General features: G+C 56.3%; 14 protein-coding genes and 2 pseudogenes. 10 read left to right on the forward strand and 6 right to left on the reverse strand.

The features are described 5' to 3' along the window. Positions 1-13 precede the first annotated feature (13 nt). The gene (locus tag HGP12_RS17220) at positions 14-946 is read right to left on the reverse strand and encodes a VOC family protein (protein WP_168879407.1); all 933 of its coding nucleotides are present in this window, start codon (positions 944-946) and stop codon (positions 14-16) included. A gap of 120 nt (positions 947-1,066) precedes the next feature. Between HGP12_RS17220 and HGP12_RS17225 the strand changes: the two genes are divergently transcribed. Together HGP12_RS17225 and HGP12_RS34135 are read left to right on the forward strand one after the other, a co-directional pair. Then, positions 1,067-1,966 carry a LysR family transcriptional regulator gene (locus HGP12_RS17225; protein WP_168879408.1) on the forward strand — a complete coding sequence of 300 codons (900 nt, stop codon included), beginning with the start codon at positions 1,067-1,069 and terminating at the stop codon, positions 1,964-1,966. A gap of 115 nt (positions 1,967-2,081) precedes the next feature. Next, positions 2,082-2,372 (forward strand): annotated as a pseudogene (locus HGP12_RS34135) (hypothetical protein); the annotation flags it as partial. 61 nt (positions 2,373-2,433) lie between these two features. On the opposite strand, the gene HGP12_RS17235 reads toward HGP12_RS34135, so the two are convergent. After that, positions 2,434-3,936 (reverse strand): mechanosensitive ion channel family protein, encoded by a 1,503-nt coding sequence (locus tag HGP12_RS17235; RefSeq protein ID WP_168879409.1) that lies wholly within the window; start codon positions 3,934-3,936, stop codon positions 2,434-2,436. A 383-nt stretch (positions 3,937-4,319) separates the two neighbouring features. On the opposite strand from HGP12_RS17235, the pseudogene HGP12_RS17240 reads away from it, so the two are divergent. The 4 genes and pseudogenes from HGP12_RS17240 to HGP12_RS17255 form a co-directional block, all read left to right on the forward strand. Further along, positions 4,320-4,472: pseudogene (locus tag HGP12_RS17240) on the forward strand (helix-turn-helix domain-containing protein); the annotation flags it as partial. Positions 4,473-4,955: 483 nt separating this feature from the next. After that, a complete protein-coding gene (locus tag HGP12_RS17245; RefSeq protein ID WP_168879410.1) occupies positions 4,956-5,195 on the forward strand; it encodes a hypothetical protein in 240 nt (79 codons plus the stop codon). A 209-nt stretch (positions 5,196-5,404) separates the two neighbouring features. After that, positions 5,405-5,734 carry a helix-turn-helix domain-containing protein gene (locus HGP12_RS34820; protein ID WP_168879411.1) on the forward strand — a complete coding sequence of 110 codons (330 nt, stop codon included), beginning with the start codon at positions 5,405-5,407 and terminating at the stop codon, positions 5,732-5,734. A gap of 717 nt (positions 5,735-6,451) precedes the next feature. Then, on the forward strand, positions 6,452-6,772 hold the full coding sequence (locus HGP12_RS17255) for a low affinity iron permease family protein (RefSeq protein WP_168879412.1): 321 nt from the start codon (positions 6,452-6,454) through the stop codon (positions 6,770-6,772). A 320-nt stretch (positions 6,773-7,092) separates the two neighbouring features. On the opposite strand, the gene HGP12_RS17260 is transcribed toward HGP12_RS17255, so the two are convergent. Further along, on the reverse strand, positions 7,093-8,757 hold the full coding sequence (locus HGP12_RS17260) for an alpha-amylase family protein (protein ID WP_168879413.1): 1,665 nt from the start codon (positions 8,755-8,757) through the stop codon (positions 7,093-7,095). A gap of 216 nt (positions 8,758-8,973) precedes the next feature. Then, positions 8,974-9,138: a DUF1328 domain-containing protein gene (locus HGP12_RS17265; RefSeq protein ID WP_168879414.1), complete on the reverse strand. Its 165-nt coding sequence runs from the start codon at positions 9,136-9,138 to the stop codon at positions 8,974-8,976. 899 nt (positions 9,139-10,037) lie between these two features. Here HGP12_RS17265 and HGP12_RS17270 point away from each other — a divergent pair. Beyond that, positions 10,038-10,265, forward strand: a complete 228-nt coding sequence (locus tag HGP12_RS17270; RefSeq protein ID WP_168879415.1) for a hypothetical protein — start codon at positions 10,038-10,040, stop codon at positions 10,263-10,265. Between the two features lie 118 nt (positions 10,266-10,383). Then, complete coding sequence (locus HGP12_RS17275) at positions 10,384-10,824, forward strand: DUF4189 domain-containing protein (RefSeq protein WP_168879491.1); 441 nt, start codon at positions 10,384-10,386, stop codon at positions 10,822-10,824. A gap of 86 nt (positions 10,825-10,910) precedes the next feature. Here HGP12_RS17275 and HGP12_RS17280 read toward each other — a convergent pair whose 3' ends face one another. After that, positions 10,911-11,306 carry a DUF805 domain-containing protein gene (locus HGP12_RS17280; protein ID WP_168879416.1) on the reverse strand — a complete coding sequence of 132 codons (396 nt, stop codon included), beginning with the start codon at positions 11,304-11,306 and terminating at the stop codon, positions 10,911-10,913. Between the two features lie 786 nt (positions 11,307-12,092). Beyond that, positions 12,093-12,560: a hypothetical protein gene (locus HGP12_RS17285; RefSeq protein ID WP_168841622.1), complete on the reverse strand. Its 468-nt coding sequence runs from the start codon at positions 12,558-12,560 to the stop codon at positions 12,093-12,095. A gap of 627 nt (positions 12,561-13,187) precedes the next feature. Here HGP12_RS17285 and HGP12_RS17290 point away from each other — a divergent pair. Both HGP12_RS17290 and bioB read left to right on the forward strand, forming a co-directional pair. Then, positions 13,188-13,607: a hypothetical protein gene (locus HGP12_RS17290; protein ID WP_246703443.1), complete on the forward strand. Its 420-nt coding sequence runs from the start codon at positions 13,188-13,190 to the stop codon at positions 13,605-13,607. A gap of 485 nt (positions 13,608-14,092) precedes the next feature. Then, positions 14,093-15,061 carry a biotin synthase BioB gene (gene bioB, locus HGP12_RS17295; RefSeq protein WP_312862914.1) on the forward strand — a complete coding sequence of 323 codons (969 nt, stop codon included), beginning with the start codon at positions 14,093-14,095 and terminating at the stop codon, positions 15,059-15,061. The last annotated feature ends 5 nt before the right edge of the window (positions 15,062-15,066 follow it).

Genomic DNA, 15,066 nt, shown 5'->3' on the forward strand with positions numbered 1-15,066 from the left:
TTGCGCAGTGTTATCAGGCAGCCAATGGGACGAGGTTGGCCTCTATCTGGCTTCGAAATTCCTCATAACGGCTGGGCAACTTGAGCGCCTCGCCGAGATGCGCCGTGTCTTCGTCACGGTTAAACCCAGGCTCGTTCGTGGCGACCTCGAACAGGATACCACCCGGCGTGCGGAAGTAGATTGCCCAGAAATAATCGCGATCGATAACCGGGGTCACCTGGTAGCCAGTGTCCATTAAGGCCTTCCGGACTTCGAGCTGCTTTTCCCGGTTTTCGACCGCAAAAGCGATATGATGAACCGAACCGGCGCCTTGACGAGCAAATGGGGTCTTCGGGAGTGCCGCAAGGTCTATCGTGTCCGCACCATTGCCGTCCGGGATAACATAACGAGTAACATTGCCCTCGGCTTCAGAGCGCTCATAGCCCATGAAGCCAAGAAGCTCCGCGGTAGATGCCGTATCGTGCAGGTTGAAACGAGCGCCCGAAAAGCCGCGAATTGCAACATCGTTCGAAACGCCTTCGCTGCTCCAGGCAGGGCGCTTGTCATCGGGCGTCTCCACGAGTGCGAAGGCATCACCGTCGGGACCGATGAAACGCAGTCGCTCGGCACCGAACACGGTGTCGGTCTCTACGTCGCCCACCCCTTGTGCTGCAAACCTTTCTTTCCAGAAAGACAGCGATCCTTCGGGGACCGAGAACTGGGTCTCTCCGACTTCGCCGACACCTGGACGACCGAGCATCATGTTCGCGAACGGAAAATAGGTCATGACAGTGCCGGGCGTACCGTTTTCGTCCCCAAAGTAGAGGTGATATACGTTCGGATCGTCGAAGTTCACCGTCTTCTTCACGCGACGCAGACCCAGCGTATCCGTGAAAAACCTGTTGTTCTGGCGGGCGTCCGATGCCATCGACGTGATGTGGTGAAGACCTTTGATGTCCTTGATCATGGCGTGAGCCTTTCTTCGCTAACGGTGTTTGTGCTGTTGGATGAATATTTAGCTGCATTGATCAACGGAGAGAATTGCAATATTACTGTCGAATGAATTGCGTATTTTGAAACAATTGGCATGAACGATTATAAAGCCCTCAAGACCTTCCTACTGGCTGCCGAGAAGCGCAATTTTGCCCAGGTCGCCCGCGAACTCGACATGACACCGGCCGCAGTTACGCGGGCAATCGCCGCTCTCGAGGACGATCTCGGGGTCCAGTTGTTCGTGCGGACCACACGCCAGGTATCGCTGACAACGGACGGCGCGGTGTTTGCAGCGCAGATCCAGCCCGCTGTCGACGCGCTGGAAAGTGCTCGCAGGGAAGTGCGCAATGCCCACAAGGTAGACGAGGGCCGATTGAGGATCAGCGCGCCGACCTGGTTTGGGAAGGCGGTTCTGCCACCCATCCTTTCAGGCTTCCGGCAGCTTTATCCGAAGATGAGCTTCGAAATCTCGTTGTCCGACGGACTCATCAATATTGTCGACGACGACTACGATCTGGCGATCCGCATCTCTGCGCAGCCGTCGGACAAATTCACGATTTGGCGAAAGATTCGCGTCGTGCCGCGCATCCTCGTCGCCGCACCGGGCAGCTGCTTCGTCGGCATGCAGCATCCAAGTGAGCTGACACCTGATGATTGCCTTGCCTATAGCGGCGAAAGCCGAAGCGAGACCTGGGTGCTCTCGGATGGCGGGTCAAGCATGACGGTCTCTGCAGGCAGGGCGTTCAGCGCCAATAGCGGCGAGGTTCTCGCCGACATGGCCGCCGACGGCGCCGGTGTCGCCATGCTGCCTGGATTTCACATCTCGGAGCATCTGCGGACGGGGCGGCTGGTTCACGTCCTGCGCGGATGGGCTCCACCGGACCTGTGGCTGACCCTGTATTATCCGCCCTATCAGGCTTTGCCCCCGAGGATCGCGTCATTCTCCAAATTCTTTGAAGAACAGGTCGCATCGCATATGGTGACGCTCGACTAATTGGTGATGCACACGAATTGGTTGGTCATCTTTACGGAACCTGGAATTGCGCCTTCTGAAGTCCAATGATCTCATTCGCCACAAGCTCCTGCAACACCGCTCTGCAAAAGGCTGTATGAAGGCTCGCTCGACTCACATTTATACGGTCGAAGACGTTGCCACCATGATCGGCGAGAACCTTGAGCTCCTCCAAGAGATCGCTGCCAACTCCGACAATATCGACTACGGCGAAATGGTGCATATCCCTACCGGCTCCGATAACGGCACCACGAGCTTTACCACGCGCGGCATCGAAAGCGCTCAGGAGTTCCTCGCCGAGATCAGGTCATGGAACGGAGGTGTTCGCGAGATCCTGGTCTACGAGAACTGCGATCCAGAAATGATCGTGCGCGTCATGGCTGATGAGGCCAACCATCAGTCTAAACCGAAAAATCCGTTGCCCGAACGCTCACATCATGCTCGGCGCATTAGCGCCGATGATTTCGCCGATGGTCCTCGTCTTTGGGGATCTCCGAAATCTTGCGGAGGAAACTGCGTAGCTTCGATAGAAACATTTCCGGCTCGTCAAAGTGATCGATTTGCCGCGCAACCACATCCCGGCGTTGCATCTCCTGCCCCCTGCGGGCCAACACTTCGAGGCTGTTGATGAGTTCAGGCCGCGAGGCGATGGCATCGCTGATCCCCTTCCTGTTCAGGCAGTAGGCGGCTACCGACGTCAGCGCGGTCGCGGTCGCGGCATAAGGAGTGCCGGTGATCATGCCGATCGCCCCGAGACTGCCTCCCGGTCCCAATCGAAAGATCACGCTGCTCGATGGCGGAGTATCACTGGTAATCTCGACCGTCCCCGAGGCGAGAATAAACAGCTCCTGCGGCTCGTCCCCTTGCTTTATCAGCTTATCGCCAGCCGCAAACCAATGCTCGATTAAATGCTCCGCCAAAAGGTTTCGATCAGCCTCCGCAAGCATGCCGAACCAGTCCGATTCCTGGAGCAGCGTTGCGGCGGTCGGTACTTCCAGACGCCTCTGGATCGGCAAGCCGGGTACGGCAAGGGCAATCCCTGCATGGCGCAGGTGCGTTTGGACATGCCCAAGTAACTCAGTTCGAGCGGCGACAAGCACATCGATGCTCGGTATCGAAAAGCTGATATCATAGGCCACACCGTCGCCCTGCAGTTCGGTGCGGGCGACACTTGGCGCCGGCGTATCGGACATCAGCATGCAGGTCTTGACCGCCGCTGTCAGCACCGCCATGCAGCGATCCGGCCGTTCGTTGGCGGCAAGTCGGACGGTGATCGAGACGCCGCGAACGGTCGTTGGCATGCTGTGATTGACGAGTCGGGCCTTCGCCATGACGCTATTCGGCACGATGGCCACGTCGCGGTTCATCGTGGCAATATGGGTGGAACGCCAGTTAACCTGGATTACCCGGCCCTCGATCCCACCTTCGACCCAAACCAGATCACCGGGACTATAGGGCCGCTCTATGCCCACGGCGATGCCTGAAAAGACATCAGACAGACTGCTCTGTAGCGCCAGACCCAGCACGATCGCGATGACGCCGGATGTGGCAAGCAGTCCGCCGATCGGTACCGCGAAAACGAAGTTGGTGACCGCGAACAGCGTCAGCAGATGAATAAGCCCGGCCAGCAGATCGGAGACGATCCGGGACTCACGCGGCTTGCTCTCGAAGACGACCAGCAGTCGGGCAATGCCAATCGCGCACTGGGCGGCCGTCAGCCACCAGCCGATTTCGATGAGCTGTTCCCATACCTTCTCGCCCGGCTGCTGCGTGTCGAACGACGGTGCAAACGGCGAGCCGTTCGTTAGGAAAACCAAGTAGGTAAGTACGGCAAACACAGCCAGACGCCACGTCGCTCGCGCCCAGAGCGGCCACTGCCGGGTGATCCATGGAACGACCACTGCCGCGAGTAGTAAAAGGGTCGCGCTAATGTGGGCTGCTTCGTCGGTCATGGGATTCCTAGTGCGATACAGAGTCGAGCGAGGTGCATCGACCACGGCGGGCTCTTCCCGCACGAGATCATTACCAAACCTCCCGCAACATCTCTATCTTGATCTGTCTTCAGGTTTCGGAGCGCTCTATACATCCTGAGGATTCGGTGCCCTCCTCGGGCCGCCATTGACAGGTGTCATGTTTGATTTTTACCATGCCTATGCCTATGCCTATGCCATTATCTTTTCGATCTTGCTTCTGCTGATTGCCGCTATTAGCTGCACCAAAGTCACTGATCCCAGCGGGGACTACTAAAAATTATGCTTTTTCGCTCTGGTGGGTTCAAGGATGAAGTGCGACTTGCGAATGATACCAATGGGTTATCACTCGCAAGGAAGACGCAATGGAACGCACCTACTCCCAGATCGACATAGATGAACGTCCCAGGATTGCTCGCTGGCGAGCGGCCGGCCTAAGTGCCACCGTCATCGCAGAGAAGCTCGGCCGTCAACGTTCGACGATTTTCCATGAACTCAAGCGAAATGCTTTTGAGGATGCGTAGATGCCGCGCCATAGGTATGGCCAAGCTCTTACCGCAGCGGGGCACTGGCGTATCCTTCGTGGTTGGCGCCGGATGCCTCAGCGGACACCAAGGTATGATCGATAACGTGAGTACTCGGCCATAGCCTCCGGCGCCAGCTCAAGAAGCTCCTTCGAGGCGGGTGGCCCCAAAAGCCGGATGAAAATCGGCCGTGGCTTGTCCACTTGCGTCGGCGTGCTCGTCGAGGAACAGCGCGCCCAGCCCCAATCCGCGACGCAGCGGACACAAAACCTACATCTTCGCGCGGAGAATGCAGAGCTTTGCTTAGAAACAACCGGCCTCAAGATCGAAACTAACAAGAATGGAGCTATACCACTATGGTGTCGTCGCTTCGAGTGATTTTGGCAGATGCCGCTAAAACACCTATCCCACCCAGCCACGTCGCTGGAACTTCCCTCGCCGACGAGGGTTCTCCTTCACAGAAGTAGGAGGAACATCATGACCGACGAACTCAGTGCTGGCTTCACAGGAACACCCGCAGAGCCACCGACAGGTGTCCGGAAGGCGGCAAAGGATGCGAAGGACGCTGTCGTCCGCGAGAGCACCGCCGTGGTCGTCGGCGCTGCTGAGCATCCGCAGACGGCAACCGGGATCGTCCTCACGATCGGCGTCCTCGCCTTCGCAATTGGCTACGTTCTCGGGCGCGATGCGTCGTCAAATGATTCTCGATGGTGGTGAGGGGATTGGTGGCACGCTCCGAGCGCCATTCGCGTCCTGGCAGATCGTGCGAACTCGTTTATCTCGCCCTGCTTCAAGGAGCGGTACGCCAACCAGTCAATCTCTCTGGTCGTGAATACACCCTTTGCATGCCATAGCCATTGTTGGAGTCGCATCCAGATGCGGCAGCTCTACACCTTTGGATATCTTTGAAACTAAGGGATCAGGAAATGCTATCTGGCAGGCAGATTTCGGCCGCTCGAGCGCTCATCGGCATGTCGCAAGCAGCGCTCGCTCTCGCTGCGAATATCTCAGTGCCGACGCTGAAACGCCTGGAAGCAAGCGAAGGCAAGGCGGCCGGTATGCAGAATGATGTTGCCGCAATCCGCACCATCCTCCAAACGGCTGGCGTGACTTTCCTAGAGGCTGGCGGCGTTGCGTCCGGTCCGGGCGTCTCACTGCGTAAGGCTAGTGGTGTTGCGATCGATATGGACGAAAATGAGGTTGTCCAGTACCCCGAGAACTTAGAGAACGACGCACCCCCCGGCGCCGGGGGCTAGAACCGGGCTTGACCGCGTAAGCTTCCTCCAACAGCCTTCATCTGCAGCCAAAATCCGCGAGCACACCACCACACCCAGAAAAAAATAAAAGAGCTTTTCGGTGCGCGAGCGCCGGCGGCAACGGGACATGATTGGTTGTTTGATTGGTACTATGAGTGCAAGGTCCGCGGTGGCGCCAGAGCAAAGATGGACGATTTGAGGGAAGACCTGCGGATCCAGCGCGCCAGGCTAATGTTTCACATCGAACAGATGACGAGCGACCTAGCCGAATTGGATTCCGGTGCGGTAAGGATCACCGCAGGAGGCAGAGCCTTACCATTCATTCCGGGATACCAACGCCTTTAGGGGCCTCCAGCGCATTTACACGGAAACGTACCGCACGCGTTCTCAGCTGACCCTCGTTAAGAGCCCGGTGTCCATGAACCAAACGACACCGAGCAAGGTCCAGATCGATTAACAGTTCGATGTTGGGCCGTTTCACAGAAGCTGTTCGGCTCAAGCGTCCGCCGGCTCCTCCAGATCGCAATCATTCGCAAGCCGGCGAGACGGGAGGCGATAGCCGATTTGTGATGCTGACCGACCTTCCGCGGATCATGAGCTCTCTCGCGAACCCTACGTCTCCTCGCCGGCCAAATCGATTGCACCTCGCGGGATTTCCAAAGTCGGAACACAAGCACGTCTCAAGGGTTCCATCTTCACGAAGATCGGAGATGCTTGATGCGATTTCGTTCATTGTTGACAGATCTGGGCACTTGGACGGCGAGCCCATACGCGTTCGTGATCGTCGCCATCTACGGCGTGTCCTGGCTGTTTTTCAGTCCCGCGACCCTGGAATGGCATGGGCTCGCCACGCTGATCACCTGGATCATGACATTGTTTATCCAGCGCGCCGAACATCGAGACACGCAAGCCATCCACGCCAAGCTTGACGAACTTCTCCACGTCCACGGCGACGCCCGCAACGACATCACCCAGCTGGACGACAAGGAACCTGAACAGATCGAGGCGTTCCGCGATCAGCACACAAGGGCCGACTAGCGCCGTTCGCACCATCGCCCAGGACGCCACTGCAGTTAGCATAGCTGACCGTCACGTTGACGTTGCCAAGCGGGTCAGTCCTTCCCATTCCTTCCAGGTCTACCTTGAAAGCCGTGGCAATGCCGAAGTCCTCGTTGACCTTTCGCACGTAGTCGCGTCCGACGATGTCTGGGAGCGGGACGTTGTTATGAGGGCGCCCTCCGACAGCACGGGAAGAGCGAATCTCTGACGCATAAACATAGCTCAATAGAGCAAAAGCAATAGCGTTTTCATTAGCCTAGATGTTCCCCATCCGACCTTTCTCCCCTCATCAAATGCCATCAAACTTCCGATCGGCGTAGCAGATAGTCCAGGCCACCGAGGCGATACCAGCGATAGCCGTAAGCATCGAGAAGTAACGTGTGACGTCCCTTGTCGTCGGCTTCGCTGTTGCCGCCGTCCATGATATCAATGAGCCTGTTGCCACCTGTCCCCTCCCCATCCAGTTGGAGTTCGAACTCGACCGGCTTAGGATGAAGGTTGTGCACGACCAGTACCGAGTTGTTCCGCCAGTCGTATCGAAGTGCGAGTATGCCGGGATCGCCGGTGTCGAGCGAGATGCAGTCTCCCCATCCGATCTCGGGGGCTTCTTTTCGCATCCGGATTAGGCGCTCCAGCCAGTTCAGCATGGAGTCGGCGTCACGCCGCTGGTCGGCGACGTTCACATGGTGGTAGCCGTATGGACCGTCGACGATCACGGGCAGCTCCGGCTTGGAACTCTTCGTAAAGCCCGCTTGCGGCTCGACCGACCATTGCATAGGCGTGCGCGCGCAATTGCGTTCCGGGAGGCTCAGATCATCGCCCATCGCGATTTCGTCGCCGTAGCGGATGACAGGCGTTCCCGGCAAAGAAAACATCAGGCTATAGGCCTGCCGGATCCGTCGCGGATCTCCATCCAGCATGGGCGCGAGCCGTCGGCGGATTCCACGATCGTAGAGCTGCATGTCTTTGTCGGGACCGAAAGCATCGAACACGGTCTGCCGATGCGTTTCGGGCAGACGACCGAGATCGAGCTCGTCGTGGTTGCGCAGGAACATGCCCCATTGGGCTGTCGCAGGCCGGACGCTTGTCTTTTCGATTGCCTTGACCAGCGGCCGAGCATCTGCCGAAGCCAGGGCGTAGAACATCGACTGGTTGACCTGGAAGTTGAACATCATGTGCATGCGGTCGCCATCGTCCCCGAAATACTCGAAGTCGGTCTCGGGAAGCACGTTGGCTTCTGCCAGAATGATGGCGTCGCCCTTCCGCCACTGGAGGAACTCGCGAAACCGCCGGAGCATGCCATACTGCTCACTTGGCTTTGTCACCTCCGCGCCCTTCTCGGCGATGACGAACGGCACGGCGTCCATCCGGAAGCCAGAGACGCCGAGTTGGATCCAGAAGCCCATAATCTTGAGGATTTCGGCCTGGACAAGCGGGTTGGCGGTGTTCAGATCGGGCTGGAAGTCGTAGAAGCGATGGAAGTAGTAGGCTGCGGCTTTTTCGTCATAGGTCCATGTTGATTTCTGGACGCCGGGGAAAACCATTCCCTTGTTTGCATTCGCAGGCTTTTTCTCCGACCAGATATACCAGTCCCGGTATCGTGAGTCCGGATCGGAGCGCGCCGACTTGAACCAAGCGTGCTCGCTCGAGGTATGATTGACGACAAGGTCTATCAGCACGCGAATGCCCCGCTGCTTGGCGGCATGAGTAAACTCGACAAAATCGCCGAGCGAGCCATAGCGGGGATCGACGTTGTAGTAGTCCGAAACGTCATAGCCGTCGTCACGACCGGGCGAAGTCTGGAACGGCATGAGCCAGATCGCCGTCACTCCAAGGCCGCCTAGGTAGTCCATCCGGCGCATCAATCCTTGGAAGTCACCGACACCGTCGCCGTCAGTATCCTGAAAGGAACCAACTGACAGGCAGTAAATGACGGCGTTCTTGTACCATAGGTCGTTGATCATAGGTGCCACTTGTTCACTTGCAGTCGGAGTTAAGGCTCAACCGATGGCCGTGAAGAGCATTGTTGCACCGGCAACAGCCTTCAAGTCGAAAAGCGAGCGAAACCGACCTGGATTGCGCATGGGATAGTGCGGAAACCCGACGCGACACGCCGGGTGTGTCGTTGTCATTCTGGTGAGGGGCAGGCGCTCTCATGCCATCATTCCCGCTGGGATGCCTTAAACTCGGCGCACCAGTCGCATCACGATCGATACGACGAACAAAATCACGAAAATGAAGAATAGAACCTGGGCGATTGAAGCAGAAGCGCCGGCGATGCCACCGAATCCAAGTACGCCGGCAATCAGGGCAACGACGAGAAATACCAAAGCGTAGTAAAGCATTGCGATCTCCTTTTTGGGCGCTGCTGACAAAACGGAGATCGGTCGATTAGGTTCCAGCAACCATAAGCATAACCTAGCTGAAAGTGGGGGAAGGTGTCACGCTTGGCCGAAATGAAGTTCGTGATCGAGCGCGACTCGTCTCCATTGCTAGGAACCGACGGCTTGGCGGCATCCAGATAGAACGTGGTTGGTGCGGTCAGCGCGAACCACTGGCTGGCTCCGAAACATGAAGGCTGCTCCAATCGGGTCCGCCTGCAGGCAGCTCATTCCGGCTGCCTGCAGTATCCCTAGCGTCGGCCTATAGCCGACGCTGACGAGGCGATACGATCAGGGGAATGGCATCTTTCAGTCGGTCCCTCAAACCGCCCGCTATCCGAAATGGAGGCGCAAAGCAGTCGTCCCGCGGTTGGCTGTGGGGCCACTTTTTAAGACGACAACCCACAGCCAACAAAACCGGATCTATTGATGTGAACGGAATTGAACTTACGACGCATAATATTGACGGGTTAAATATCCGGTTAGTCAACGGGTTGAACTCATCCGGATCCGTATCGAGACGTGATTAAACTAAACAGCTTTTGTCCTGCGGTTCCTTCAATTCCGGGTTTGCGTCAAGAATACGCCGCGCGAGTTCGGTTCGTCCTGGAGGTCCTCCGGCGTCGACGCCTCATAGAATGGCGTCGTCGCCAGTCAATGCTTGATCTCTTGACTTGGCCCTGCCCGCAGACTGCAGCCTGTTAGGGCGAATTGCCTCAAATACGCGGCACAATCGCAAATCTTCCTGAATTAATTCACGAGATGCTGGTGTCTCTCCGCGGGCGATTTCGGAACAAGAGGGTTTATCTACCAACATGCAAAAAGATCCGCATAGCATGCGACCAATCCTGGGAGCATTTTCGATGGACGGCAGGGTCGGCGCGACAGTAATCCTGAAGGGACGGTGTAACCTTCCCTTAGGTAAAGCGCTATGCGCTAAGATCAAAATTCCTGGCAAGGACATTATTGAAGCAATCGCATATAAGGATTGGCCGTACCCCAAGCCAGCGGCTAACGCGGGCTATCTTTTGTTGGGAATCTCGCAGACCGATCTGACCGACGGAACGACGATCACAATTGAGTTGCCGTAACGCGGGACACATAAGGTGTTTAGTCGCTGCTTGGTGAAAGTTCCGTGGCAGGTCACTCTTTTTATCGCGCGAAAAGTCGTTCCAAAAATCATCCGGGTCCCATTGAAGACGGCGAAGTATGGGCTATCAGATATACGTTCCATCGGACATACGGCGGGTGGAACATCTTCAAGGGATCCTCATCATTATGAAAAGCATTGTTAGGATTATGCTTCTTACCGCCTTCGCCACGGCCGCTATTGCCGGTGGCGCGCTCGCTGGCGACAGCAAGTGGGGCGCATTTGCAGTTGATTCATCGCACAAGAGCAAGGAGCCCTATTACGGCGTCGGCGGCGGTGATACGGAGAAAGAAGCTTCCGACTATGCAATGAAGTTCTGCAACGAAGAAGGTGGCAAAGACTGCACACTCGCCATGACCTACGAACAGTGCGGGGCGCTGGCGTCGGACGGCAAGTCGATCGGCTGGGGTAAGGCTCCGACAAAGAAGAAGGCAGAGGAGCAGTCGATCCAAGGCTGCGATGGCGACAGCTGCAAGATTGTGGCCTCGGACTGCAACTGAACACAAAAGCGGTGCCAGGCAGTCCCGGCACCGCTTTTGGCCTGAGTTTCACATCGTTCGAATGCTCTAATTGTGCTCTGGGCGCATTAGGCGGCGATCGCGTCCTCGCCAAAACGGTTCGTGCCCGTGGTGCCTTTTAGAAGCAGGACCTCCACCAGATACCAGATGCTACCAATCAGCGGGACGAATTGGATTAAGAAGAACCAGCCAGACTTGTTACGGTCATGTAGTCGCTTGATGGCGACGGCAAGACCCGACCAAACGCTGAAGATAATATAGGCAAGACTAAGGACGATGTAGGGAACGGCTACGGCTCCTTCGACGTGGTACGTGCCGTCCTCGCTGATGGAGCCGGGAATCACGGACCAAAGGAGCGTGAAAACAAGGCCAACAACGGCAGCGGCGATAATGTGAATAAGTACCGCGAACCACATCTTCTGGCGGTTGATGCGGCCCTCGAATGTAAAAAGAAGTTTTTTCATGATGTCACTCGATTGCAATATTTTCAAACTATTGATAGTTGCTCGGAAACCGTCAAAAAATTGATAATATTGCGCCTCTCGACAGAAAAAATTCTGCGTTTATTTTATACCAACCAGATTTATCTAATTTCCTTTAGCTAAACACGGAAAACAAGACAGGGGCATCCGCTCGAATTTACATCATTGATACTATCAATTTGAATATTACCTTGCTCATAAAATATAAACTACTGCTAAATCCGCAGGCGCTTGGCCGATCGATCCTGCTGCAACATGATCATCATCCCTGCGATGGTTTCGGCCGTCGTACGGATTGTCCCCCACCCCATAGCGGGAGAGACCAACGCCGTACAAATACTGGACTAGATGGCGGAAAGCTTGAAAACTCATGGCGACATTCTGCATGCCTCTCTGGCCGCAGAAAAATGCAATGCTCCGCTTACAAACTTCTGGCATCCTATCTTTAACTCGGAGCTACTTGGCAACGTCATCTATAGTTATGACTGCCCGGCCTCTCCGTGCCTCCCAGGCAACAGATGCGAGGCGACGTCAAACCTGCTACTTCTACCTTTCAGGCAAGTGGGGGAATTTTGGTTGACAGATTTTCGCCAAGGGCACGTAAAGAAGTGCGCATAAGCGCTTGCTCTGCGAGGTGGTTACCGGCTTACTTTGAATTGTCCTCGCATCTAAGTCTTTCGCCGTCGTTGAAGACTTTTCGGAGGTTCGGCTGACATAGATATGGCGGGCAACATAATACCCGCCATATCAGTCGCAAATGGGTACGGCTTAGTTAGCGGTCGGCGCCAACTGGGTGGTCATACACTCGGACAGGCCTACAAAGGCCTTCTCGCCCCCCTCGAGGCTGAAATCGACGGTGGTGCTGTTGGCGGTCAGGCTCAGCGACTTGCCGCTGGTCAGCGCCGCAACGGCTTCGGTCGTGTTCGGGACGTCGATCGTTGCCGTTGCTGCGGTATCAGCAGTCGACGAGAAATTCGTGGCCGTGCCGCCATCGACCGACCAGGAGCCACTTACCTGATCGCCTTTGGCGAAAGTGAACTTCGAAGAATTGGCAAATAGTGCGACCTTGTCGCCAACGGCAAGAAAGCCGACGCCTGTCGCGGTATTCTGAGCGAGGCAACCGATAAAGCTGTCGCCGTCTTTCAGCGGCGTGACGGAGAAATCGGCAGCATCGACGGACGCGGTGGTCAGAAGCATGGTGGCGAGGGTCATGGTTGTCAGCTGAAGTCTGTTCACGGCAATTCCTTCATTAGCGGGTAAAGTGATTAAGTGCTTGGTTACAAAGCCTCCAACCCCGGCTTGGACGGAACGGAGAATCTACGTTTAGCGAAACGGAAGCTCCGCCGAAACCCTCAGGTCGTTGCCCGGATTGTCGCTTCCACTTCAAACTTGGCAAAATGGTTTCGCTCCAATCCGCAAATAGAAGGTACCGGATATTTTCGTGGTTCATTTCTGGGGTGATTTGCTATTCTTGACGGCGAATGCTTCTCTACGTAACGGCGAGCAAGAGCCGCTATGGATTTGCCGAATTGATCACACAACCCAGGTCTCGATCGAGCTTGATGCTATCGCCCATTGCTGCCAAGCCCAGACCGCTTCAACAGAAAAACATCGAAAGTCTTGTCGCAACGCACCGACGGGACGCAAGGGTGGATCAAGCCGAGGGGCATCTCGTGCGAAGCTTAGTAAAGCCTAGCTATCGAGGGACGGCGGATGGACGATGACGTTCGCACCACGTTCGATGTTAGCGCGGGATTTGAAGTGTTCTTGTGCTGGCCCTAAAATGAGTCTCTGCTTTTGATGCAAAAGATGCGATGCAGGTGGCAAGGCAAGCCCGTTCAAGCGACTTTCTCAAGGATTAAAATGCACCGCCTTCTCCTTTCCGGCCTCTTCACCATCATCACCGCCTCTGCGACATTCGCCCAGCAAGCAGATCACTATACGGCGACGAGCAACACAGCCATGAGCATTACCGGCGATGTCTGGCTCGACGATTTCAGTATCAAGTTCGAAAATGGAGAGACGCTCGAATTCTCCGATCTCGTCGCAGATCACTTCAACGCGAATGGCCGCTCGGTGCCGGCTTCAGTTTATCGTGTCAAAGAGCCGGCCGATCCGGAACTGCAAAATGGTAACCAACTCTGCGGCTCGGGCGACGTTACCTTTGTCGCATCGTGGGCCGATGGATCGGAGACGACGGCAATTGCCGTCTTCACCGGCAAGCGTGCGCCCCGTAGCAGTTCCGAAATGTGCGCGCTATATACCTATGAGGATCCCAAATAGGCCCTATCTGTTGCGCTGAGAGCTGATCCGGGAGACCCATACCGTGCGAGGACGATCTCTGGCGCTTCCGGGTACTCGGCACAATTATCCCAGATCTGGAGGGTCTTCCTCACTTTGTGCGGGGCTCAGCCAATTTGACAGACATCATCCGCGCTCTCAGACGCTCCGAACCGCCCGCCAGTACTATGGCCAAGCAGGCCGACAATCTCGGCGACCCTCGTTGTCCTGCGGGCGTAAGGGGTTGCACCGCGCAACTGCGTAAACTCGCCACAAGCGTCTCGTCGAGAACTACGCGAACAGCGTGACATCGCCCGCGATTACACAACTCCATCCCTTCTGCGTGGAAGCCAACGCCTGATAATCCAAACGAATTTCTGAACTCCCAATTTACGCTTGCCAAATTATCGATAATATGTAGTTTTATCTATAATTTTATCAGGGAGCTTATCATCGTGAACAAGCCGAACGCGAATCAGCCATTTTCCATCGAAAGCGAAGCCAAGGCGCCGCTGATCACGACACACGAAGCAAAAACTATCTATAATTTACCGTTCAATGATCTGCTCTTCCGAGCCCAGACCATCCACCGCGCGCATTTCGACGCCAACGCTGTGCAGATGAGCCGACTTCTGTCGATCAAGACAGGCGGATGCGTCGAGGATTGCGGCTATTGCAGCCAGTCCGCCCACTATCCAACCGGCCTGAAGGCCTCGAAACTGATGAAGGTCGAACGCGTTCTGGCCGAGGCGCGCAAGGCCAAGGATGCGGGGGCGACACGCTACTGCATGGGTGCAGCGTGGCGCAGTCCGAAGGACCGCGATATGGATACGCTCGTTGCCATGGTCGAGGGCGTAAAGGGGCTCGGCATGGAGACCTGCATGACGCTCGGCATGCTGACCGAAACCCACGCGAGCGAACTTGCGGAAGCCGGCCTCGACTACTACAACCACAACATCGACACGTCAGAACGCTTCTATTCGGAAATCATCACGACTCGAAGTTTCGAAGATCGGCTCGATACGCTGGAAACCGTACGCATGGCCGGCATCAAGGTCTGTGCTGGCGGAATCCTCGGCATGGGCGAGACTGTCGATGACCGGATCTCGATGCTGCTGACGCTGGCGAACCTGCCCGTGCCGCCCGAAAGCGTGCCGATCAACCAGCTCATCCCCATTCCCGGTTCGAAGCTTGCGGACGCTGAACCTGTCGATCCGATCGATTTCGTCCGCACGATCGCACTGGCGCGCATCCTGATGCCTGCCTCGCATTTGCGCCTTTCGGCCGGACGTACCGAGATGAGCGACGAAATGCAGGCGCTTTGTTTCTTCGCGGGCGCCAACTCCATCTTCGTCGGCGACACGCTGCTGACGACGGACAATCCCGGCGAGGATCACGATACGGCGCTCTTCCGCCGCCTCGGCCTTCACCCCATGCCGCTGGAGCCGGCGGTGTGACGGCG

The organism is Rhizobium sp. P28RR-XV (assembly GCF_012641385.1).
Classification (GTDB): domain Bacteria; phylum Pseudomonadota; class Alphaproteobacteria; order Rhizobiales; family Rhizobiaceae; genus Rhizobium.